Consider the following 21509-nt stretch of genomic DNA (forward strand, 5'->3'; position numbering starts at 1 on the left):
AACTGCACCGCTTCTTAGTTGCCAGGTTACAAGCAAAAGGGAAAGCTACAAGCTTTCCCCTTCGTTTAAAATCACGATTTCAGCTGATGTCCCAACTTTCTCTGCCATATTTAAAAAGCGAGTTAGTGCCGAGTGAGAGGATAGATCTCCCAGACCCCAGCTTGCATTGCCGTATCCCCAGGGGATAAATACTTTGCAATTAAGATCAGCGGCTGCCGCCAGGGCGTCTTCCGGCGTCATGTGAACATAGCGATACCATTCAGGCGACTCTTCACTGTAATAAGACGCTATCGGCAACAGACACACATCAATATCACCGTAACGCTTGTTTATTACTTTAAAGTGTTCTGAATAACCGGTATCTCCGGCGAAAAGCAACGTCTTCCCCTTGTTTTCGATTAACCAGGCATTCCAGGAGTCTTTATTGTTATCTTCGTAAATAAAGGGCACCAAGGTGCGGCTACTAAAGTGGTGAGCAGGCACCGCAGTCACCAGAGAGTCACCTATTTTCTTCGAAGAAAACCAACCGAGTTCAGTTATATTTGCTCCAATGGATGGAAAGTGATCGGCCAGATTCAATGGCACTAAGTATCCGGGCTTGCGCCCTATGGTTTCAATATCGCTCTTATTAAAATGATCGTAATGAATATGGGAGTATAATACCGCATCGGTGGCATCAATCAGCTCTGGATCTGGCTCCACATTCACCTTTCGCTGTTCACCTCCAACAAGTGAAAACAGCCAGTTAACTGGCCAGTCAAAGTCATTGAAGACTGGATCCGTTAAAAACGTCTCTCCGCTTGAGGTTTTAATGACAAAAGCTGCGTGACCCAGCCATTTAACAGAGAAATCCGTTCCCCCGAGGAAAGCCTTCTTATTTCCAGTGTACTGACACAACCCATCGCTACCACACTGAATATCGCTACGAGGCTTATAGCAATCTTGTTTACAGGTTAACGGATAGCTCTTCTCACCGGCGTCCAGGTTTTGAAAGCGCCCGGTTTCCTCATTAATCAGTTGAGTCTTTTTGTTCGTTGTCGTTACTAAGTTTGCGCTGCACCCAGTTAAAACTAAGGAGAGCAATGCATAAGCAGTAACCAGCATTAGCTCGTTAATTTTCACCACTGAGCTGTACTCCGGAAACGCTAGCCTGACTCAAATCAGCCATGTGATGGCTTAAGCGCCAGTAGTAAATAAAATCTATCAGGATAACAGCGGCAAAGTCATAAACCGTAAACGAATAGTCTGCATCACCGATAAAAATATCCCGAGAAATTGAAACAATAATGCCAAAGAGTATTATGAGTGGAAGTAACCGTATAAATACCACCCAGCTGAGTGAAACATATCTCTCAAGAAACTCCCTACCGTCACGCCCTCCATTAGACTTATAAATAAATGTCGTTCCGAGTACAACAAAGGCTAACTCAACCCAGAACAGAGCTTTATCCCACACCGACGTATTTTCACCCACAATGGCTATTGGTAGGGTAAATAAAACCAACATCACTACCAAATAGTAAAAGGCTTGAGTTTGACTGAAGCGTCCCTGAAGAAAGTCCCTTTTCAGCGCATCAATATTCCAAAAGTACATATTAGCTCCCTAAATTAAACGTATCTAAGGAGACTAATCTTAATGAGGCAGTAGGTCACGCCTCAAATTGTTAAACTTTGTAACATATCAACCAAAATATTAAATCTAATCAACCACTTCAGTCGCCACTTCAATAACCCCTGAGTCAAGATCAGCTATTTTATCAAAAGCGGAGCGTGACAAATCAATCACTCTGCCATCAATAAACGGCCCACGATCATTAATTTTCACCACAACACTTTTGTTGTTAGCAATATTGGTGACTCGAACTTTGGTTCCAAACGGCAAGGTTCGGTGAGCCGCGGTGCTGGAAAAGTGATTATAAGTCTCACCGCTTGCGGTAGTTCTGAATTGATACTTCATGGCGTAGTAAGAGGCTTTACCAGATTCTCTAGTACCAACTACGTTTTGAGGGCTTTCAGCGGGAATAGAAGTACACCCGGTAAGCGCCAGCATAAAAATGCCAACGCCAAGGGTTAATTGTTTAAGTGGATACTGGTTTTTTGTTTTCATCCCTCAATTTTACTGAGTTCCGAAAACACTGTCCGTTAAGAAAACAAAAAGACGTGTAAAGAATTAAACACTTGCCTTAAAAGCTTCTCGTACTGTCGGATACTCAAACTGAAAGCCATGATTACGCAGTTTATCCGGCACCACAGCTTGCCCTTCAAGTAGCATCGACGACATTTCACCCAAGCCTAACTTAAGGACAAACGCCGGTACTCTCATAAAGTGCGGTTTATTCATAACCGATGCCAGGGTACGACTAAAGGCTTCGTTAGTCACTGGTCCGGGAGCCGTCATATTAACGGGCCCGGACAAATTATCGTGCTCCAACAGATACTCAATGGCTCGAATCATATCGTCCAGCTGGATCCAGGACATCATCTGATTGCCCTCACCCAACGGACCACCTAAACCAAACTTATAAGGCGGCAGCATTTTTGCTAATGCTCCCTCTCCTTTTGCCAAAACGACACCGGTACGCAGCAAAACTACACGAGTTGCATCTTTTGCTGCCAAAGCCCGTCGCTCCCACTCCTGACACAAAGTAACAGCAAAGTCCTTATGTTCAGCGACATGGTCTTCATTAACCGGCTCTGCATCACGCGGACCATAATAGCCAATGGCCGAGCCACTCAAAAAGGCTTTAGGTGGCTTTTCTGCTTTATTAATCATGGCGGCGAGCTTTTCTGTCACCTGCCAACGACTGTCTTTCAGGGCTTGCTTACGGGAATCAGACCAACGTTTATCCGCAATACCCTCGCCCTGTAAGTTTATAATCGCATCAAACTGACCAATATCCACAATTTCATCGACCGAAGACAGCAAAGTTACATTGTCGCCCAGCTTTTTTCTCGCCCTTTCCTTGCTGCGAGTGGTGACCGTAAACTGATGCGTGTCCTGGTACTTATGAATAAACGCTGAGCCAATAAGCCCAGTACCACCTGTCATTAAAATGTTCATCGGTCACCTCTTTTATGTTCCATCAGGCCAGCTTACGTATAAGCTGCGCCGTATTTCTCTGAATGAGCCGGTGGCAGGATAAACGACCTAAAACAGCCACCACAACAGCACCAAATACCGGTCCTAACAACCAAAGTTTCCAATGAATCACTGGCGTCATATTGAATACCTGGTTTTGCAATATAAATAGCGAGACTTCCATGGCTAAGGTTGCTATTAGCCCGCTAATTGCCCCAAGCACCAGAAACTCATAAGTAATACTGCGACTCAATAATTTACCCGGCGCTCCCAGGGTTCGTAAAATCACCAGTTCCTTCTGCCGTTCTTCCATACTGGCCTGCACCTGCGCAACCAACACTAAAGCTCCGGCAATAATGACCAGCACTAATACAAAAACAATGGCTAAACTGACCTGTCCAATCACTTCCCGAATCTGATTGATCATAGCGTCCAGATCAATCAACGACGTCTGCGGAAAAGGTTTAAACAATTGGTACAATTCATCTTTTCGGTCTTCACCCAGTCTAAAACTGGTGATGTAAGTTGCCGGAAAATCTTCCAGTGTCGAGGTATTAAAGATCATGTAAAAGTTTGGCTGCAGGGTATTCCAGTCGGCTTTACGCAAACTGGTTACTGGCACAGTGAACTCTTCGCCACCTAAGTTAAAGCGTAGTTCATCACCCACTTTTATATCCAGTCGTTCGGAGACATTTAATTCGACAGAGACCTGAGGTTCAGCGTTGTCGCCCCACCACTCTCCAGCAGTAAGTTCGTTGTTAGGTGGCAAGGTGTCTCGCCAGGTCAGTGAAAGCTCTCTTCCTATACCTTCGCGGCCTTCAGCATCATCGTCATCACGATCTTCCTTGGTGACTTCGTCTAGCAGCTTCTCGCCATTAATATGGGTTAAGCGCCCAGGTACAATGGGGTACAGATCCGTCGACGGAATGTTCTCTCGCTCAAACATGGTCTGCATGTCATCAACTTTGTCTTCGGCTATATTGATGGCGAAATAGTTTGGCGCATCCGCTGGTAACTGACTTTTCCAGTCTTCCAGTAAGTCGTTACGCAAAACAATAACGAGCAACAACAGCATAATGGCGGTTGAAAAACTCAGCATTTGAACACTGTTGGCGGCTGCTCTTCTTTGTAAGCCCGCCATAGCCAGGCGCCAGCTACTGCCTGCTTGCATACCCGCCTTACGGCTGGCAGAAATAAACAGCCGGCCTAATCCAAGCAGCAGCACAGCGGCGACTGCACCGCCTGCAAATAAGGCTGTCGATAACCACCACTGCTGGCTGTAAATAACCAGCAATGCGTAAATGGTTCCGCCACTTAGTACCCATTGTAGCCAGCGTACCGCGTTACCCGCCGTTAACTGACGGTGCAGCACGCGCAGCGGCGGAATAGAGACCAGTCGGAATAACGGATACAGTGTAAACATAACGGCACTGATAACACCGGTGGCTCCGGCTAAAACATAAGGCTGCCAGCCCGCCTGAGGTAAAGTCGCATCCAGTTTCTGTGCGACCCACTCAATAACCAGATACTGAAGAGCCCAGCCAAGCGCCATACCGATGGCCACACTCGCAGCGGTTAATAGCAACAGGTGCAGCATAAAAATACGACGGATTTGCTGACGACTGGCACCTAAGGTCTTGAATATGGCGACCACATCGTAATTTCGTTGGCAATAACGCTGTGCTGCAACCGCAACAGCTGTTGCAGCCAGAACCACACCAAGTAAGCTTGCGAGCATCATAAAGCGCTCGGCACGATTCAGCGACCGTGACAACGGACTGTCGCCATCTTCAATACTACGCCAGCTGTGCGTATCGTCATTCAGGCGTGGTAACAGCCATTCTTCGTAAGCATCAATATCACTGTTATTACCAGCCATCAGCACATTAAAACGAACCCGGCTGCCGGGTTGAATCAGACCGGTTTCTTCCAGCTGCGAATGGCGAATCAATACGTTAGGACTGTCGGTAAAAACTGAAAAGCCAACGTCAGGCTCGTAAGTAACCACCTTAGTGACTTTAAAGCTACTATTGCCCACTTCAATATCATCGCCAATATCTAATTGCAGCGCCTGAAACAGCTGCGATGCCACCCAGGCTTCACCTTCTGCGGGGAGCCCCTTGGCAACGTAACCTTGTCCAAAAGGTTGATCCGCTATTTCCAGCTCACCGCGCAGAGGATAACCGTCACTCACCGCTTTAACATCCACCAGGGTCATGTTTCCGTCAGCAAAAGCCATGGAATTGAAAACCACTTTCCAGGCGGTTTTCAAGTTCATTTGCCCGGCTTGCTCAAGCCACTCCTGCGGAATATCGCGTCTGGAACTTAGTACTCTGTCGGCAGCCAGAAACTCACTGCTACGTTCAGTTAATCCTGCTTGCAGACGATCACTGAAAATAGACAACGAAAGCACTGCGGTCACCGACAAAATAATAGCCAGTGCCATAATGGTCAGTTCACCGCGCCTCAGCTCCTGCTTTAACAGACGAAATGAAATCTTATGCCACATCCTGATCTGCCTCCGATAGCTGGCCTGCTTCCATTTGCAACACGCGCTGACAACGCGCAGCAAGTCGCTGATCATGAGTGACCACAACAAGTGTGGTGCCATAATCCTTATTCAAGTCAAATAGCAGCTCTTCAACCTTGCCGCCGGTTTTTGCATCAAGGTTACCGGTAGGTTCATCAGCAAACAGAATTTTGGGTTGTCCAACAAAAGCCCGAGCAATAGCTACGCGTTGCTGCTCACCGCCAGACAGTTGGTTAGGATAATGGTGCCAGCGATCTTCCAGCCCAACCTTCGCCAGTAATTCTCTGGCTTCTTTCTCTGCGCCTTTATGTCCGGCCAGTTCTGCCGGCAGCATAACGTTCTCTAAGGCACTTAAGCTAGGTACCAGCAGGAACGACTGAAAAATGAAGCCGACTTTGTCAGCACGAACTTTTGCGCGCTGCTCCTCATCCAATTCGCTTAATTTTTCGTTCTCTATAAGAACCTCTCCGGAGGATGCGAGGTCTAAACCCGCCAGTAGTGACAATAACGTCGACTTACCTGAGCCGGAAGCGCCGACAATGGCTACGGTGTCACCGGCATTGATACTGACGTTAATTGGCTGCAGAATCTGTAATGGACCCTCAGAGGTGTCTACGGTTTTTTCCAGTTGTTGAGCTTGAATGAGCATAAAATGAAAAACTTCCTTTTGAAAACGTGTTTATTTTTAGCGCTGTTGTTGGTTATACGCAGCGTTTCCGCAAATGTCTCACTTGTCGTTTTAGGTGACAGCTTAAGCGCCGGTTATGGGCTTTCTCAGGAACAAACCTGGGTTGCCGAGTTAGATCGACGCTGGGAGAGCTCTCATCCCGATATTAACATCATTAACGCCAGCATTAGTGGCGAGACCACTCGTGGTGGTTTGCGCCGCTTAGAAGGCGTTTTAGAGCGTCATAAACCCGACGCATTATTTATTGAGCTGGGTGGTAATGACGGACTTCGTGGGTTCGACCTAAACACAGTTCGTTCAAATTTGAAACAAATCATCGACCAGGCGCAGCAACAAGGCGTTAAAGTCGGTTTGAGTCAGGTTATGGTGCCACCAAACTATGGCCAGCGTTTTGCTGAACAGTTCCAGAAAATGTTTGAGGAAGTTGCAGAAGAAAAAAATGTGACACTCATACCTTTCTTTATGGAAGAAATAGCAACAAATGCGGATTATGTGCAGGATGATGGCATTCACCCCACCGCGGAAGCCCAGCCAAAGATAGCTGATTTTCTGGAACCTTATTTACTGAAGTTGGCCCAGTAGCGAAAGCCAGAAACAAAAAAACCGCCTGCGGGCGGTTGATTTAAGTGGCGTCCCCTAGGGGATTTGAACCCCTGTTACCGCCGTGAAAGGGCGGTGTCCTAGGCCACTAGACGAAGGGGACCCATGGAACTTAATTTAATATATGCAGAAAAGTAATGGCGTCCCCTAGGGGATTTGAACCCCTGTTACCGCCGTGAAAGGGCGGTGTCCTGGACCACTAGACGAAGGGGACGCAGAAATTACTTTTTACATTTTGTATTTGAATGGCGTCCCCTAGGGGATTTGAACCCCTGTTACCGCCGTGAAAGGGCGGTGTCCTGGACCACTAGACGAAGGGGACGCAACAACCAAATACTTACTGCCAAATAATGCTTTACCAAAACAACTTGGTGGAGCTAAGCGGGATCGAACCGCTGACCTCTTGCATGCCATGCAAGCGCTCTCCCAGCTGAGCTATAGCCCCGCACCTGACAGTCGCAGACTGCCTTGACAGCGGGGCGCATTCTATTGTGACCTGAGCTAATGTGTCAACTATTTTTTCTAAAAATACTTCTGTTTGAGCGTTTTTATGGCAGTTTGCTCAGTAATTCATCAAATCTTGACTTTAACCGCCTTTCGGCAACTTTTGGTGGTAAACGTGGTACACCTGCTCCATGCCTTCCCGGCTTGAAACCGATACATTCATATCATTAACCAAACCATTATCTAAACGATAGACCCAACCGTGTATTGTCAGTGACTCACCTTTGTCCCAGGCTTCCTGCACCATATTGGTTTTGGCCAGGTTTTTAACCTGTTCAATCACGTTCAGTTCACACAAACGATCAATCTGCTCGGTCTCGCCCAGTTGCTCTAACTCTTCGGCATGCTCGCGGTACACATCACGAATTGGATACAACCAGTGATCAACCAGCCCGTGAGGTTTACTCTCAAGTGCCGCTTTTACACCCCCACAACCGTAATGACCCACCACAAGGATATGCCGAACTTTCAACGCTTCAATGGCAAACTGAATAACCGACAAGCAGTTAAAATCAGTCTGGATGACTTGATTGGCGACATTTCTGTGTACAAACAATTCACCCGGAGCCATCCCCACAATCTCGTTCGCCGGCACCCGACTATCGGAACAGCCTATCCATAGATATTGCGGGGATTGCTGCCCTACTAAGCGTTTGAAAAAATCAGGATCGTTCTTTACCTGTTGCTCCGCCCACTCTTTGTTGTTTGCAATCAAATGTTTTATATCTGCCATTACTCATCCCATCGTGGCGGTCGCCTGGCGTTATCAGGCCAGGCGTAATTTTTATTAGCATCAAATTACGCGTTTTCGCGGTTAGCAATAAATTCCAACGCCAGGTCTATACGTGCCAGAACGGTCTGCTGCGGAATTAATTCCAGAGTCACATCTAATGATGGAGAGTTGCCCCCACCCGTCGCGGCAACACGCAGTGGCATGCCCACTTTGCCCATACCAACATCCAAATCGGCAGCTGTCTGGTTAATTGCCGCCTGAATATTAGCAGCATTCCAGTCACTAATTGCTCCGAGCAGTTCTTTGGCTTTTACCAGCGGCTCTTTGGCTACCGGGCGTAAATGTTTTTTCGCCGCTTTTTCGTCAAACTCATCGAATGACTCAAAGAAGTAACGGCTAATGGCAGCCATTTCTTTTAAGGTTTTTACCCGATCAGCCTGCAACGACACAACTTGCTCTAGCGCTGGACCATTACTGGTGTCCACACCTATTTGGTCAAACTGCCATTGCAATTGCGGTGCAACTTGCTCCGCAGGCAAGGTTTTCATGTAGTGCTGGTTTAGCCAGTTAAGTTTTTCGGTATTAAACGCAGAGGCTGCTTTATTCACGTCATCCAGCTTGAAGTACTCCACCAGTTCATCGCGGCTGAATATTTCCTGATCACCATGAGACCAGCCTAAACGCGCTAAGTAATTTACAACCGCTTCCGGTACGTAGCCGTCGTCGCGGTATTGCATAACGCTGACTGCACCATGACGCTTCGACAGCTTCTTACCATCGTCACCTAAAATCATCGACACGTGAGCGTACTGAGGTACTGGTGCACCCAGAGCTTTCAGAATATTAATTTGACGCGGGGTATTATTAATGTGGTCTTCACCACGCACCACGTGCGTAATATCCATGTCCCAGTCATCAACCACCACACAGAAGTTATAAGTCGGCGTACCGTCAGTACGGGCAATGATCAAATCATCCAGTTCAGTATTAGCGAACTCAATGCGCCCGCGAATGTGATCATCAAAAACCACACTGCCGTCTTGCGGGTTACGAAAACGAATGACGTACTTATCACCGCCAACATTCGGGTTGTCCCGACAATGGCCATCGTAGCGAGGCTTTTCACCGGCAGCCATTTGCTCTTCACGCATTTTTTCTAAGCGTTCGGTTGAGCAATAGCATTTATAGGCTTTGTCTTCTTCCAGTAATTTGTCGATTAACTCCTGATAGCGCTCAAAACGCTGAGTCTGGTAATAAGGCCCGCGATCCCAGCTTAAACCTAACCATTCCATGCCCTCTAAAATGGCATCAATAGCAGGCTGAGTTGAACGTTCACGGTCCGTATCTTCTATACGCAGTACGAACTCGCCGCCCTGCGCTTTTGCGACTAACCATGAATACAATGCCGTACGGGCACCACCAACATGCAAATACCCAGTCGGGCTGGGGGCAAAACGCGTTACCACACTCATGTTTGTTCCTTTCTTTAAAACCAGTCAATTTTATGGGCGCAAGTTTATCAAGACTGAGCGCCTGACGCATCTGCTATTCGAAATGATTAAAATGTCAGCAAACGAACACAAGTTGGCAATTTTTATTTGACAGTTTAGATCTGCGCCCTATAATGCCACCTCGCAACGACGCAGAAGTGTCACAGTGAAAATGGTTGCTTAGCTCAGTTGGGAGAGCATCGCCCTTACAAGGCGAGGGTCACTGGTTCAAGCCCAGTAGCAACCACCACTTCTCTTCTTCCGTCAATTGCAGACCTTCAGGATGGTTGCTTAGCTCAGTTGGGAGAGCATCGCCCTTACAAGGCGAGGGTCACTGGTTCGAGCCCAGTAGCAACCACCACTTTTTTACTCTCTCAGTTCTCTATTTCTCCAGTATTAAATTTTCCTGATAAATTTCCTGATAAATTCCCTGACAAATAGTCTAGTAATACCCGTACTTTTGGAATCACCTGACGGTTTTCCGGATACAATGCCCATATACCATCATCGGGTTGCCGGTAGTCCGCTAATACTTCCTCTAGCTGCCCGTTAGCTAATGAGTCCGTTACATAATAGTCCGGCAGCATAGCCAGCCCCAGACCTTTCATAGCGGCGTCACGAAGCGCCAGACCATTGTTGCAATGCAGGTAGGATTCCGGACGAACCGTTTCCAGTTTACCCTCAACCTGAAAGCGCCATTGCCTGACCGTTCCGGTAAAACAGCGGTGCGCATCCAGTGCGTTAATATCTTGCGGCCGACCAAACTCTTCAAAATAAGCAGGAGAGCCGACGACGAAATGTCGGCGCGAGCCTAGTTTTCTGGCCCGTAACCGCGGATTACCCAACTGCCCTAATCTAATGGCAACATCGTAACTGCCCTCTATTAAATCGACCTGCTCGTTGGTTAATTGAAAATCCAGCCGGCATTCTGGGTAAATGTGTAAAAAATCATTCAACAGAGGTGCTATGAAACGCTCACCATAATAGACCGGTGCCGTAATGCGAATCAGCCCCTGCGGCTGCTGCGTTCGCTGCTGAATGGCCTGATCGGCGTCTCTTAAGCTGGCAACCAAGTGCTGACAATGAGGTAAATAAAGCTTCCCCTCTTCCGTTAAACTGACACTGCGGGTTGAGCGGTACAGCAGTTGCATCTGCAGCCGGTGCTCAAGCGCTGCTATATTACGGCTAACCTGCGCCACAGATAACCTGAGTTGCCGGGCTGCCGCAGTAAAGCTCTGTTGCTCAGCCACTGCCGCAAACTCACTGATCCCCTGCCATGGCTTCATCTCACACCCATTATTTCATTTATGAAAAAGTAATTTGTAAAAACAGTAGATTACCTGCTAATGAGAAAAAGTTAAACTTACGCTACGCTTTTACCTAATAAAATGAAAATCCAAGACTATAAGGAATTATTATGGAAACCATTAAGTCACGCGCTATGGTTGCCTGGGGCCCGGGCGAACCACTGAAAGAAGAAATTATTGACGTTGCGCCGCCGAAAAAAGGCGAAGTGCGGGTTCGCATTATAGCAACAGGTGTTTGCCATACCGATGCTTACACACTTTCCGGTAAAGATCCTGAAGGCATTTTCCCTTCTGTACTAGGTCACGAAGGTGGCGGTATTGTTGAATCCGTCGGCGAAGGTGTCACCTCAGTTGAAGTGGGTGATCATGTTATTCCTCTGTACACCGCGGAATGTGGTGAGTGTAAATTCTGTACCTCGGGTAAAACTAACCTGTGTCAGGCCGTTCGTGCCACTCAGGGTAAAGGCTTAATGCCGGACGGTACCAGCCGCTTTTCAAAAGACGGCGAGACCATTTATCACTACATGGGCACTTCAACTTTTTCTGAATACACCGTTTTACCAGAAATTTCACTGGCTAAAATTCCCAAAGACGCTCCTTTAGAAAAAGTCTGTCTGTTAGGTTGTGGTGTCACCACCGGCATGGGCGCGGTTAAAAACACCGCCAAAGTCCAGGAAGGCGACACAGTTGCGGTATTTGGTTTAGGTGGTATTGGTCTGGCCGTTATTATTGGTGCCGTACAAGCCAAAGCTTCGCGCATTATTGCCATTGATGTAAACGACGACAAACAAACGATTGCCAAAGAGCTAGGCGCAACCGACTTCGTGAACCCAACCAAGTACGACAAGCCTATTCAGGAAGTTATTGTCGATATGACTGACGGTGGTGTCGACTTCTCGTTTGAATGCATTGGTAACGTCGACGTTATGCGCGCCGCGCTAGAGTGCTGCCACAAAGGCTGGGGCGAGTCCGTAATTATTGGTGTTGCCGGTGCCGGTGAAGAAATCTCTACCCGCCCTTTCCAGCTGGTTACTGGCCGTGTATGGCGTGGTAGTGCCTTTGGTGGCGTTAAAGGCCGTACCGAACTGCCTGACTATGTAAAACAATATATGGACGGGAAATTTGATTTAGACACCTTTATCACTCATACCATGCCGTTAGAAGAGATTAACGAAGCGTTCGACTTAATGCATGAAGGTAAGTCGATTCGTTCAGTTATTCATTATTAATGGAGTCTGTAATGAAACAAGTTAGCGAAACCCGCTGTTTCGGCGGACGCCAGTTACGCTTTGAACATGACTCTGAAGTACTGAACTGCGCTATGCAGTTCAGTGTCTTTTTGCCCCTAAGAGCAGAAAAGTCCAAGGTGCCAGCGGTTTATTTTCTCTCCGGCTTAACCTGCACCGACGAAAATTTTTCCACTAAAGCCGGTGCGCAACGGGTAGCAACGGAGCTCGGTATTGCCTTAATTGTACCGGATACCAGCCCGCGTGGAGATAACGTAGCTGATGATCCAGACGGGGCTTACGACTTAGGCTTAGGCGCCGGCTTTTACGTCAACGCTACTCAGGAGCCATGGAAAAATCATTATCAGATGTATGACTACATCGTTAAGGAGCTTCCGAAGCTGGTCGAAGCGGAACTGCCAATTAACGATAAACGCGCTATTGCGGGTCATTCCATGGGTGGCCATGGTGCTTTGGTTATTGGCTTGCGTAACAGCGACCGTTACAGCAGTATCTCTGCCTTTTCGCCTATTACTAATCCAACACAGTGCCCCTGGGGTGAAAAAGCCTTTAGTGCTTATTTAGGCGATGATCGCGAACAGTGGAAGCAATACGACGCTGTTGAGATTATTAAATCGAAAGGTCAGACATTGCCAATTCGGGTAGATCAAGGCTTAGCTGATGGCTTTTTAGAAGAACAGCTAAAACCTGAAAACCTGAAAGAAGCCATTGCTGAAGTAGAGGGTGGTGGCACCGTTCACCTACACGACGGTTACGACCACAGCTACTATTTTATATCCTCGTTTATCGAAGCCCAGCTTCGCTTCCATGCGAAGTATTTAAACGCGTAACACGCCGCCGACGTAGCCTGATGAGATGGTCCCCTCCCTCCTAAGCGGCATCGCAATGTGCCAATATAGAGGTTCAAGCTTCTATAGAACAGAGTGGAGAGGACCAATGGCTATTGTAAACAGAATTGCCCTGGATTTGGCAAAGGATTTTATTCAGGTTTTGGCGCTGGATGAAAATGAGCAGGAAGTTTTTAATAAAAAACTGCGCAGCAATAAAGTGTTAGCGAAGCTGGCGACGCTGAGCCGTACGGATGACTGTGAAGTAGCGGTTGAGTCCTGCGGCATGAGTCATTACTGGCGCCGCGAATGTGAAAAGCTGGGTTATAAAACGGTGGCGTTGCCACCGCGTTTCGTCAAAGCGTACCTGCAGGGTGAGAAGAACGATGCGAATGACGCCCGGGCGATAGCCGAGGCGGCATCACGACCCAACCGTCAGACGGTCAGGCTGAAAAGCATTGAGCAGCAGGACTTAGCATTGATGGTCAATCAGCGGGAAGGCTTCGTGCAGACGAGAACGCAGTTCTCGAATAGGTTGCGGGGGCAACTGGCCGAATACGGCATTCTTTTACCGAAGCGAGTCGGTACGATATTACAGAGAGTACCGGAGGTACTGGAAGACGACAGCAATGCGCTGACGCTTCAGTCACGGGACCTCATCAACCGGCTCTATCAGATGCTGCGAGCGGTGGATGAAGAAGTTAAAGCGCTGGATAAGCACTTAGCGACACAGGCCGAAAGGAATGAAGACAGTCAGCGGCTGATGACCCTGCCGGGTATCGGACCGATAACAGCGACCTCGCTGCTGGCACTGATAGGTGATGTGAGTGAATTTAAACGCGGCCGCAACCTGTCGGAATACCTGGGACTGGTACCACGGCAAAACAGCAGTGGCGGTAAAGACCGTTTAGGCGGTATTACCAAAAAAGGGAACACCAAACTCAGGACACTGCTGGTGCATGGCGCCCGCTCGGCACTGCGGGTGGCACAACAGCGCCACGACAGGCTGAGCCTCTGGGCACAGGATGTCGCTAAACGCAGAGGCAACAACGTTGCAGCGGTGGCACTGGCTAACAAGCACGCCCGGATAATCTGGGCGATGTTAAAGAATAAAGAAGATTACCGGATGACTGCTGCTTAACAGCATTCAGTAAAAGAGCACAGCGAAGGTTCATTCCTTCCGGGAGTTGCAAACGTCAACAGGATGGTAAAATAGGGTAAACCGACGACAACTGAGACTGTTGAACGTCCGTACATAAAGTACGTTAGCCTGATAAGCCAGTTGTCGTGCGGAGTTCATCCAGGCCAGGTGCGCAAAGCGCGCACCATAAACAGGCCGTATATATGCGAGCGCCCCGACATTTACCACGAGTTGCCGTTGCAAAACGGGAGGGGACCATATATGACATTTATGTCAGGTGAGATATCTCCCCTGATGTGAACATCAGGCTACACGCGGAATTTGATAACCGCCTGGCGTAATTGCTCTGTTTGATTGCGAACCTGAGCAACGGCATCGGCATTTGACTGCGCATCATTCGCTGCTTCCACACCGGCATCCCGCACACGGGTTATATTTCTGGCGGTTTCATCCACAACCGCCGATTGTTCTTCAACTGCCGTCGCGATAGATGCCGAACGGTCGTTAATTTTTAAAAGCTCCATATGGATGCGATTAAATAACTCATCGGACTCCGATGAATGCTGAGCACTCTCCTCACCCAGTTCATTACACTCCTGCAATGTGGTGACAATAATCTGCGTCTGCTGGTTCAACTGGCTGGTAATAGACTCAATTTCACCAATAGATTTTTGCGTGCGTGAAGCCAGTGTCCGGACTTCATCAGCAACAACAGCGAAACCACGCCCCTGCTCACCAGCTCGGGCAGCCTCAATAGCCGCATTCAGTGCCAGTAAATTGGTTTGCTCTGCAATACCATTTATAACCGTCACTATTTGTGTAATTGAAGCACTGCGTTCCGCTAAGGTATTTGCTTCGCTCACACTACTGTTTAAACGCTCTGCCAGATACCGAACCTTTTCAACGCCAGCTTGTACTGAAGTACTGCCATGCTTAGCCTGATCGGACAAACTGTTCACCTGCTCGGCAGTGTCTTCTGCATCATTCGCAATAGTATGAGCAGTGCTGCCCATCTCATTGATAGCGGCTGCAACCTGATCAACTTCGTGCGATTGCATATCCAGATTCTCAGACGTATGAGTGACGGTATCCGACACCTGCTGGGTTAACCCGTTAACCGTCTCAACTGACTCATTAATTTGCTTAATAACGTTACGGAAGTATCTCAGAAGTTCATTAAAGCTATCGACTAAATCACCTAATTCATCACTACGGAACTTTTCTGATACCAGAGTTAAGTCATTGCTACTCTGGACTTTTTTCATGTCTTCGCGTAACTGAGTTAGCGGCTGATTAATGGAGCGAACAACCCAGAACAGCATGGCTACAACAATAAATGCAATTGCTGCAAAAACCACAATAGGAACCCATTTCATGGTTGCCTGACGTGACTGAAGCAACTCATTTAGATTCTCATCTAACTCAGCTAACGAACTCTCCATATTACCGGCAATAATTCTGACTTCACCTTTAATGCCGGACTCTTCATCCAGGCCAATTTCTTTCGACAAGCTGGCATAACGGCCAAAGTCACGACGATAAGCGTCAACTTTGGAAGCCAGATTCGGCGATGCCGATAGCTCGGCTTTCAACTCATCCAGTAAATTGTTAACTCGGCCGAGGTATTTGTCGTCAAAACGCAGCATAAAGTCTTTTTCGCTACGGCGTATCTGCAACAGAGTTACCAACAATTCGGTTCGGTTGGCTGTATCAATAGCTTCTTCCAGCTCATGCGTCGCCGCCCGCAGCGCGCCATAGGCCGCACTATTTTCATCCAGTCCTCGTTGCTTAAACGCAGCAACTAAACTATTAAAATTTTCTTCATATTTTGAAACCTGCTCAGCAAGACCATCAATAAGTCGCGTAGAGCCCTCATCAGCAACCAGTTGGTTAAGCTGTTCTAACCTTTCAATCGTTACACTAACTTCTTGCTGTAGTTTATCCGCGTAACTTTCATCCATTCGCAAAAGGAAATCTTTTTCGGCACGACGCACTTGTAACAAACCGTTATGTACAGATTCCCGCAATTCACTGGCGCGATGCAGCTGACTAATTTGAGACTGAAAAAACATCATCAGCATTAGTAGTATGATAAAAGCAGCCGTTGTTACCGCACCGACAGAGAGAAGTTTATTGCGAATTGACATAAGGTAAGCCCATGTTTAGAAACTGGCGAAATAATAGTCATTGAACAAATGTTCTGCAATGATCTATTTTGTTAACAACTTTAGCTAAGCGACACGCTATGTCAAAGTAAGAGGTATCACTTACTGGGTAAATACCCTTATTTCAGAACCAGTTATAATCGCACCAAGCTCAAAACAGGATGCAGTAATGAAAGTTAATTCGGCAATACAAGCGTTATCAATTCTGAACGATGGAGATGTTATTTGGTGTCAGTCGATGGCGGCCACTCCCTACAAATTATTAGAGGGTCTGAAGGAAGTTGCCAAACAGCGTGTAAACTTAACGCTATTGCAATTGCATACGGAATACAGCGAAGCTTTAGGTGACCCGGAATTAAACGGGCATCTCAGGCAACGAGCATTTTTTGTCGGAGCATCAACCCGCCAGGCCGTTAATCAGGGTCTGGCCGACTACGTTCCTATTTTCCTGTCTGAAATTCCAAAGCTGTTTCGTTCAGGCGAACAACCGCTGGACGCAGCTATTATTCAGGTATCGCCGCCAGATAAACACGGTAACTGCAGTTTAGGTATCTCGGTAGAAGCAACGCGAGCCGCCCTGCAAGTTGCAAAGAAGGTTATAGCCTGGATAAATCCGAATATGCCACGCACCCATGGCGATGCACTGGTTCAACTTAAGCGCTTCGATCGCTATTTTGAAGAAGCGGCACCGATTCCCGAGCATAAGCAACCGCAACAGAACCCTATTACTCAGAAAATTGGTGAGCAAGTTGCCGGGCTCATTAACGACGGTGACTGTTTACAGATGGGCATTGGAGCGATACCCGATGCGACTCTGGCTTGTCTGCATCATCATAAAGACTTAGGTATTCATACCGAAATGTTTTCAGATGGTGTGCTGCCTTTAGTTGAGCGTGGCGTTATTAATAACAGTCGCAAGCGTAAACACCGAGGACGCATTGTCACCACCTTTGCGATGGGATCTCAGGCATTATATGACTTTGTAGATGACAACCCGGAAGTGTTTTTCCTTGATGTTGAATACACTAACGACACGTCCGTTATTCGCCAAAATAAACAGGTTATGTCTATTAACAGCGCACTGCAGGTTGATTTAAGCGGTCAGGTTTGCGCCGACTCAATCGGTACCCGTATTTATTCCGGCGTTGGTGGGCAAATGGATTTTGTTCGCGGCGCCAGCTTATCCGAAGGTGGTCGCTCAGTGATTGCGCTACCGTCAACGGCTTGTGGCGGAAGCGTTTCCCGCATCAGTTCTCTGCTGGAACCGGGAGCCGGAGTCGTAACAACTCGCGCGCACGTTCATTACATTGTGACCGAGCATGGTATCGCGAATTTACGAGCCAAAAGCATGAGTGAACGCGCACGGGAGCTTATCCACATAGCCGACCCTAAATTCCGTGAAGAACTGGCTAAAGCGGCCTACGACGACTGGGGTCTGAACATAAGCTAGACTGTTTTCATCTAATATCGCCGTTAACTTAACGTCCAAACTGCGCTAGGCTATTTTTAAATAGCCTATTGCGGAGCGGAGGTCTTAATGAAAACAGTCGGCATTATTGGTGGCATGAGCTGGGAATCAACCAGCACTTACTACCGACGCCTGAACCAGCTAGTCAATGAACGACTTGGTGGCCTGCATAGCGCAGAGCTCCTGCTTGCCAGCGTTGACTTTGCGCCTATTGAAAAAATGCAAAGTCAGGGCGACTGGGACGCAGCCGCGCAGGCTCTTATCGGTAAAGCCAGACAACTTGAGTCCGCGGGAGCCGAATGCATTGTTATAGCGACAAATACAATGCATAAAGTGGCACCTCAGATTGAAACCGCTGTAACCATACCCTTACTGCATATTGTTGACGCGGTAGCCGCTCATCTCAAACAAAATAGTGTCCATAACGTTGGGCTGCTTGGTACCCGTTTCACCATGCAGCAACCTTTCTATAAAGAGCGCCTGGAACAAAACAATGTACAGGTTCTGGTCCCCGAGGAAGAGGACAGCATTACCGTCGACAGCATCATTTTTAAAGAACTTTGTCACGGCCAGTTCACTGAAAAAGCCAGGGAGCATTATCTTCGCGTTATTGATTCGCTAGCCGAACGGGGTGCACAAGGTGTTATTCTGGGATGCACAGAAATAGGTTTACTGGTTCAGCAGGAGCATTCGGCTTTGCCATTATTCGATACCACGGAACTGCACTGCCGGGCTATTGCCGACTGGATGTTGAAATAACAGCAGGTTAACCATGACAGACCTAACCACAGACTTTTCTCAATTTTATGAGCGCGCTTGTCAACGCAAAGGCGGCGAAAACGCTATGCTTTCACGCATGCCAAAAGTTACACCTGCAAGCGAGCTGAAACAGCTGGATGACCGGGTCATTTTATCAACCATTACCCGTTGTATTTTCCGCGCCGGTTTTGTCTGGCGCATTATTGAAGCGAAGTGGCCGGGTTTTGAAGAAGCCTTTAAAGGCTTTGTGCCTCTTTACTGGCAACAAGTGCCCCCAGAAGTCTTAGAGGCACTTTCCAAAGATGAACGTATTGTCCGCAACCAGCAAAAAATAAACACCGTGCCCGCTAACGCACGAATGATTGTGGAAGTAGCCGAAGAATACGGCAGTTTTGGTCAGTTTCTGGCTCAATGGCCATCGAGCCAACAAGCGGAGTTGTTGCATTATCTTAAAAAGAACGGTTCGCGATTAGGCGGCGTTACCCCACAGTATGTTTTGCGCGAGCTTGGCTGGGACGGTTTTATTCTTTCCAATGATGTTATCACCGCGTTGACCAACTACAAGCTGATAGACGCTTCTCCCACCAGTCAAAAAGGGTTAAAACAAGCTCAAAGTGCGTTTAACCACTGGCATCAGCAGACCCAGTTACCTTACAGTCATTTGTCGCGAATTCTGTCTTACAGCGTAGGAGAATAGACGCTCGTCAATCTCTTGTCAGGTTAAATATAAAGCAATTGAAGCACTTAGCTATTAAAGGTATATTGCCCGCTTTTCTCAACCAAGGAGAGACTTATGAGAAAAGCTGTTATCGCATTGGCAATGCTGACCTTACCTGGCGCAGTTCTAGCTGAGACCCCTAACTGGAATAAAGTTGATGCGTCCTATCTTGATACCGATGTTGGCGTTGACGGAGCTGGCGATCTTTCTTTCGACGGATTCAGAGTCGGCGGTTCGGCCGCTATTAATCCGGACCTCGTCGTTTTAGATAACCTTTTCGTATTTGCAGATTTCGACTCTGTCTCCAATGACGACTCAGGTTTCGATTTAGATATCGACTTTCTGTCAGCAGGTATCGGTTCATATAAGCACTTAACTAACACCACTGATTTATACTCGACAGTATCGTTTGAACGAGCAAAATTTTCAGGTTCTGGCCAGGGACTGTCGACATCGGCATCCGAGAATGCCTGGGGTGTTGGAGTCGGACTTCGCTCTATGATAGCTCCAAAAGTTGAGGTCGATGCTAAGGTGGACTATATCGCGTTTGACGAAGATACTTTTCGCTTTAGTGTATCTGCTTTCTATCACGCGACAGCAAACCTGTCGTTTGGTCTTGGCTATGAGACATACGGTGAAGTCCAGTACCTCGATGTTGATAGCCTAAGTGCTACCGTACGCTATTCATTTTAATAAACTTAACTATGCTTTCCCCCCTGCTGCTAACCCGCAGCAGGGCCAAATTAAACTCTGGATAAATTCCCTTCTATCGCCTATAAATAGTTGAGTGTACGCACACATTAACTCCCGTTGCCATAAGCCACTCTTTCTAAAAACTATGGGGATTTTGATGAACTCAACTAAGAATACTCTGATAATAAGCATTTCTCTTATCATCAGCTTCGCGATCGTTAGCATTATCGGTTCAAATGCAGTGCTTGAGCACAAGTCTATGGAGCGCAGTGTGACCGTAAAAGGGTTATCCGAACGAGAATATCTTGCCGACACAGTTATCTGGCCTATTCAATTTACCGCGGCAAGCAACGATTTATCAGAAATTTATGAAACTATGGAAGCCTCCAATAAAAAGGTCATCGCCTTCTTACGGGAGAAAGGCATTGAGACGGACGAAATATCCTCATCTGCCCCTTCCATTACAGACAAATCTGCACAGCGTTACGGCTCTTCTCAACCCGCAGAATTTCGTTATACCGCCACACAAGCTATTACTGTCTATTCCAGTAACGTAGAGCAGGTTCGCAGTGTCATGGGAGACCTTGCCGAGCTGGGTAAAGAGGGGATTGTTCTCAGCAGCGACGATTATCAGGCGCAACCTGAATACTTATTTACCCGGTTGAATGAGGTAAAGCCCGAAATGATAGAAGAGGCCACTAAGAAAGCCCGGGAAGTAGCAGAAAAATTTGCGACAGACTCGAACTCTCAGTTGGGTAAAATCAAACAGGCACGTCAGGGGCAGTTTAGTATCAGTGCTCGCGACCGACACAATCCTCATCTGAAAAATGTGCGGGTTGTATCCACCATAGAATATTACTTGTCCGATTGATTTATTCGTTTCACAATGCGGCTAACTCTTTGCCAAAAGGCTTATTAAATAATGAAAAGAACGCTGCAGTATTTGTTTAAAGGGTTAGCCATTTTACTGCCCATTGTTGTGACCTTTGCGTTACTGCAATGGCTGCTAGTTACCATCGAAAATTGGCTTAAGCCTATATGGATAACCTTACTGGGTGAGTCTTCCTATTTTCCGGGGCTCGCCTTTATTAGCTTTTTAGCTATTGCTTTGCTTATTGGTTTTAGCTCCCGCTGGAATTTCATTGATTCTCTCTGGCAGCTTCCCGGAAAACTTATCAACCGGCTGCCACTGCTGCGCAGTCTTTACGGTACCATTAACGATGTCTTTGAAATGATGTCGGGCAAAAACTTCGCTGAAGAATCTGTTGTATTAGTCACACTTCCCGGCAGCAAACTGCGGCTTATTGGTATTGTCACCAAGAAAAGCGGAATTAAGGGTGACCGCCTGTCGGAATTGATGAAAGATGACCAGGTGGCGGTATTTTTGCCCATGAGTTATAACGTCGGCGGCTATATGGTCATTGTGCCGGCGGATTGTATCGAGTCACTGACTATGAAACCTGCCGATGCCCTGCAGCTGACAATAAGTGGGGGCCTGGGCAAAAATCACTCCGGCAAAACAGATTAAAAACTGCAGTTGAAATCAGCGCGCGTGCTGGT

Annotated in this window: 20 protein-coding genes and 6 tRNA genes; 12 read left to right on the forward strand and 14 right to left on the reverse strand. The window is 47.4% G+C overall.

Features of this window, described 5'->3' with window-relative positions; genetic code table 11:
* Positions 1-45: 45 nt before the first annotated feature.
* From IL_RS09020 to IL_RS09045, 6 genes are all read right to left on the reverse strand, one after another.
* Complete coding sequence (locus tag IL_RS09020; RefSeq protein ID WP_011234998.1) at positions 46-1125, reverse strand: MBL fold metallo-hydrolase; 1080 nt, start codon at positions 1123-1125, stop codon at positions 46-48.
* Positions 1112-1594 (reverse strand): hypothetical protein, encoded by a 483-nt coding sequence (locus IL_RS09025; RefSeq protein WP_011234999.1) that lies wholly within the window; start codon positions 1592-1594, stop codon positions 1112-1114. The genes IL_RS09020 and IL_RS09025 overlap by 14 nt, the downstream gene beginning before the upstream one ends.
* Before the next feature lie 105 nt (positions 1595-1699).
* On the reverse strand, positions 1700-2107 hold the full coding sequence (locus IL_RS09030) for a septal ring lytic transglycosylase RlpA family protein (protein ID WP_011235000.1): 408 nt from the start codon (positions 2105-2107) through the stop codon (positions 1700-1702).
* A gap of 63 nt (positions 2108-2170) precedes the next feature.
* A complete protein-coding gene (locus IL_RS09035) occupies positions 2171-3061 on the reverse strand; it encodes a TIGR01777 family oxidoreductase (RefSeq protein WP_011235001.1) in 891 nt (296 codons plus the stop codon).
* 22 nt (positions 3062-3083) lie between these two features.
* Positions 3084-5588: an ABC transporter permease gene (locus tag IL_RS09040; protein ID WP_011235002.1), complete on the reverse strand. Its 2505-nt coding sequence runs from the start codon at positions 5586-5588 to the stop codon at positions 3084-3086.
* The gene (locus IL_RS09045; protein ID WP_011235003.1) at positions 5578-6258 is read right to left on the reverse strand and encodes an ABC transporter ATP-binding protein; all 681 of its coding nucleotides are present in this window, start codon (positions 6256-6258) and stop codon (positions 5578-5580) included. Before IL_RS09045 ends, IL_RS09040 begins: the two co-directional genes overlap by 11 nt.
* Before the next feature lie 3 nt (positions 6259-6261).
* Here IL_RS09045 and IL_RS09050 point away from each other — a divergent pair, with 3 nt between their 5' ends.
* On the forward strand, positions 6262-6879 hold the full coding sequence (locus tag IL_RS09050) for an arylesterase (protein WP_011235004.1): 618 nt from the start codon (positions 6262-6264) through the stop codon (positions 6877-6879).
* Between the two features lie 45 nt (positions 6880-6924).
* Here the strand turns inward: IL_RS09050 and IL_RS09055 are convergent.
* The 6 genes from IL_RS09055 to gltX all read right to left on the reverse strand — a co-directional run bounded on the left by IL_RS09055 (position 6925) and on the right by gltX (position 9606).
* Positions 6925-7000: transfer RNA gene (locus tag IL_RS09055), tRNA-Glu, on the reverse strand.
* A 35-nt stretch (positions 7001-7035) separates the two neighbouring features.
* A tRNA-Glu gene (locus IL_RS09060) sits at positions 7036-7111 on the reverse strand.
* A gap of 32 nt (positions 7112-7143) precedes the next feature.
* Positions 7144-7219, reverse strand: a tRNA-Glu gene (locus IL_RS09065).
* A gap of 47 nt (positions 7220-7266) precedes the next feature.
* Positions 7267-7342, reverse strand: a tRNA-Ala gene (locus IL_RS09070).
* A gap of 141 nt (positions 7343-7483) precedes the next feature.
* Positions 7484-8134, reverse strand: a complete 651-nt coding sequence (gene can / locus IL_RS09075) for a carbonate dehydratase (RefSeq protein WP_011235005.1) — start codon at positions 8132-8134, stop codon at positions 7484-7486.
* A 65-nt stretch (positions 8135-8199) separates the two neighbouring features.
* Positions 8200-9606 carry a glutamate--tRNA ligase gene (gene gltX, locus IL_RS09080; RefSeq protein ID WP_011235006.1) on the reverse strand — a complete coding sequence of 469 codons (1407 nt, stop codon included), beginning with the start codon at positions 9604-9606 and terminating at the stop codon, positions 8200-8202.
* Positions 9607-9798: 192 nt separating this feature from the next.
* Between gltX and IL_RS09085 the strand changes: the two genes are divergently transcribed.
* Both IL_RS09085 and IL_RS09090 read left to right on the forward strand, forming a co-directional pair.
* Positions 9799-9874: transfer RNA gene (locus IL_RS09085), tRNA-Val, on the forward strand.
* A 35-nt stretch (positions 9875-9909) separates the two neighbouring features.
* Positions 9910-9985, forward strand: a tRNA-Val gene (locus IL_RS09090).
* 13 nt (positions 9986-9998) lie between these two features.
* Here IL_RS09090 and IL_RS09095 read toward each other — a convergent pair.
* Positions 9999-10910 (reverse strand): LysR substrate-binding domain-containing protein, encoded by a 912-nt coding sequence (locus IL_RS09095; RefSeq protein WP_011235007.1) that lies wholly within the window; start codon positions 10908-10910, stop codon positions 9999-10001.
* A gap of 131 nt (positions 10911-11041) precedes the next feature.
* On the opposite strand from IL_RS09095, the gene IL_RS09100 reads away from it, so the two are divergent.
* The 3 genes from IL_RS09100 to IL_RS09110 all read left to right on the forward strand — a co-directional run bounded on the left by IL_RS09100 (position 11042) and on the right by IL_RS09110 (position 14146).
* Complete coding sequence (locus tag IL_RS09100) at positions 11042-12160, forward strand: S-(hydroxymethyl)glutathione dehydrogenase/class III alcohol dehydrogenase (protein WP_011235008.1); 1119 nt, start codon at positions 11042-11044, stop codon at positions 12158-12160.
* Between the two features lie 11 nt (positions 12161-12171).
* Positions 12172-13008 carry an S-formylglutathione hydrolase gene (gene fghA / locus IL_RS09105; RefSeq protein ID WP_011235009.1) on the forward strand — a complete coding sequence of 279 codons (837 nt, stop codon included), beginning with the start codon at positions 12172-12174 and terminating at the stop codon, positions 13006-13008.
* 106 nt (positions 13009-13114) lie between these two features.
* Positions 13115-14146: an IS110 family transposase gene (locus tag IL_RS09110; RefSeq protein ID WP_011233734.1), complete on the forward strand. Its 1032-nt coding sequence runs from the start codon at positions 13115-13117 to the stop codon at positions 14144-14146.
* A gap of 308 nt (positions 14147-14454) precedes the next feature.
* Here the strand turns inward: IL_RS09110 and IL_RS09115 are convergent, their stop codons facing one another.
* The gene (locus IL_RS09115) at positions 14455-16293 is read right to left on the reverse strand and encodes a methyl-accepting chemotaxis protein (protein ID WP_011235010.1); all 1839 of its coding nucleotides are present in this window, start codon (positions 16291-16293) and stop codon (positions 14455-14457) included.
* A 187-nt stretch (positions 16294-16480) separates the two neighbouring features.
* Between IL_RS09115 and IL_RS09120 the strand changes: the two genes are divergently transcribed.
* The 6 genes from IL_RS09120 to IL_RS09145 all read left to right on the forward strand — a co-directional run bounded on the left by IL_RS09120 (position 16481) and on the right by IL_RS09145 (position 21477).
* Positions 16481-17761, forward strand: coding sequence for an acetyl-CoA hydrolase/transferase family protein (locus IL_RS09120; protein ID WP_011235011.1), 1281 nt, complete (start codon positions 16481-16483; stop codon positions 17759-17761).
* Positions 17762-17848: 87 nt separating this feature from the next.
* Positions 17849-18538: an aspartate/glutamate racemase family protein gene (locus IL_RS09125; protein WP_011235012.1), complete on the forward strand. Its 690-nt coding sequence runs from the start codon at positions 17849-17851 to the stop codon at positions 18536-18538.
* A 13-nt stretch (positions 18539-18551) separates the two neighbouring features.
* Entirely contained in the window at positions 18552-19235 is a 684-nt protein-coding gene (locus IL_RS09130; protein ID WP_011235013.1) for a DNA-3-methyladenine glycosylase I, read from the forward strand.
* Positions 19236-19331: 96 nt separating this feature from the next.
* Positions 19332-19949 (forward strand): outer membrane protein, encoded by a 618-nt coding sequence (locus tag IL_RS09135; protein WP_011235014.1) that lies wholly within the window; start codon positions 19332-19334, stop codon positions 19947-19949.
* Between the two features lie 157 nt (positions 19950-20106).
* Positions 20107-20820 (forward strand): SIMPL domain-containing protein, encoded by a 714-nt coding sequence (locus IL_RS09140; protein WP_016341372.1) that lies wholly within the window; start codon positions 20107-20109, stop codon positions 20818-20820.
* A 51-nt stretch (positions 20821-20871) separates the two neighbouring features.
* The gene (locus IL_RS09145; RefSeq protein ID WP_011235016.1) at positions 20872-21477 is read left to right on the forward strand and encodes a DUF502 domain-containing protein; all 606 of its coding nucleotides are present in this window, start codon (positions 20872-20874) and stop codon (positions 21475-21477) included.
* Positions 21478-21509 lie beyond the last annotated feature (32 nt).

Origin of the sequence: Idiomarina loihiensis L2TR (assembly GCF_000008465.1) — a bacterium.
GTDB lineage: Bacteria > Pseudomonadota > Gammaproteobacteria > Enterobacterales > Alteromonadaceae > Idiomarina > Idiomarina loihiensis.

What these genes read in the sequence shown, in the direction of transcription:
- IL_RS09145 (WP_011235016.1), top strand. Translation starts at nt 20,872, where the DNA reads ATGAAAAGAACGCTGCAGTATTTGTTTAAAGGGTTAGCCATTTTACTG.
- IL_RS09040 (WP_011235002.1), bottom strand. Translation starts at nt 5,588, where the DNA reads ATGTGGCATAAGATTTCATTTCGTCTGTTAAAGCAGGAGCTGAGGCGC.
- IL_RS09025 (WP_011234999.1), bottom strand. Translation starts at nt 1,594, where the DNA reads ATGTACTTTTGGAATATTGATGCGCTGAAAAGGGACTTTCTTCAGGGA.
- gltX (WP_011235006.1), bottom strand. Translation starts at nt 9,606, where the DNA reads ATGAGTGTGGTAACGCGTTTTGCCCCCAGCCCGACTGGGTATTTGCAT.
- IL_RS09135 (WP_011235014.1), top strand. Translation starts at nt 19,332, where the DNA reads ATGAGAAAAGCTGTTATCGCATTGGCAATGCTGACCTTACCTGGCGCA.
- can (WP_011235005.1), bottom strand. Translation starts at nt 8,134, where the DNA reads ATGGCAGATATAAAACATTTGATTGCAAACAACAAAGAGTGGGCGGAG.
- fghA (WP_011235009.1), top strand. Translation starts at nt 12,172, where the DNA reads ATGAAACAAGTTAGCGAAACCCGCTGTTTCGGCGGACGCCAGTTACGC.
- IL_RS09095 (WP_011235007.1), bottom strand. Translation starts at nt 10,910, where the DNA reads ATGAAGCCATGGCAGGGGATCAGTGAGTTTGCGGCAGTGGCTGAGCAA.
- IL_RS09035 (WP_011235001.1), bottom strand. Translation starts at nt 3,061, where the DNA reads ATGAACATTTTAATGACAGGTGGTACTGGGCTTATTGGCTCAGCGTTT.
- IL_RS09115 (WP_011235010.1), bottom strand. Translation starts at nt 16,293, where the DNA reads ATGTCAATTCGCAATAAACTTCTCTCTGTCGGTGCGGTAACAACGGCT.
- IL_RS09045 (WP_011235003.1), bottom strand. Translation starts at nt 6,258, where the DNA reads ATGCTCATTCAAGCTCAACAACTGGAAAAAACCGTAGACACCTCTGAG.
- IL_RS09100 (WP_011235008.1), top strand. Translation starts at nt 11,042, where the DNA reads ATGGAAACCATTAAGTCACGCGCTATGGTTGCCTGGGGCCCGGGCGAA.
- IL_RS09125 (WP_011235012.1), top strand. Translation starts at nt 17,849, where the DNA reads ATGAAAACAGTCGGCATTATTGGTGGCATGAGCTGGGAATCAACCAGC.
- IL_RS09140 (WP_016341372.1), top strand. Translation starts at nt 20,107, where the DNA reads ATGAACTCAACTAAGAATACTCTGATAATAAGCATTTCTCTTATCATC.
- IL_RS09030 (WP_011235000.1), bottom strand. Translation starts at nt 2,107, where the DNA reads ATGAAAACAAAAAACCAGTATCCACTTAAACAATTAACCCTTGGCGTT.
- IL_RS09120 (WP_011235011.1), top strand. Translation starts at nt 16,481, where the DNA reads ATGAAAGTTAATTCGGCAATACAAGCGTTATCAATTCTGAACGATGGA.
- IL_RS09110 (WP_011233734.1), top strand. Translation starts at nt 13,115, where the DNA reads ATGGCTATTGTAAACAGAATTGCCCTGGATTTGGCAAAGGATTTTATT.
- IL_RS09050 (WP_011235004.1), top strand. Translation starts at nt 6,262, where the DNA reads ATGAAAAACTTCCTTTTGAAAACGTGTTTATTTTTAGCGCTGTTGTTG.
- IL_RS09130 (WP_011235013.1), top strand. Translation starts at nt 18,552, where the DNA reads ATGACAGACCTAACCACAGACTTTTCTCAATTTTATGAGCGCGCTTGT.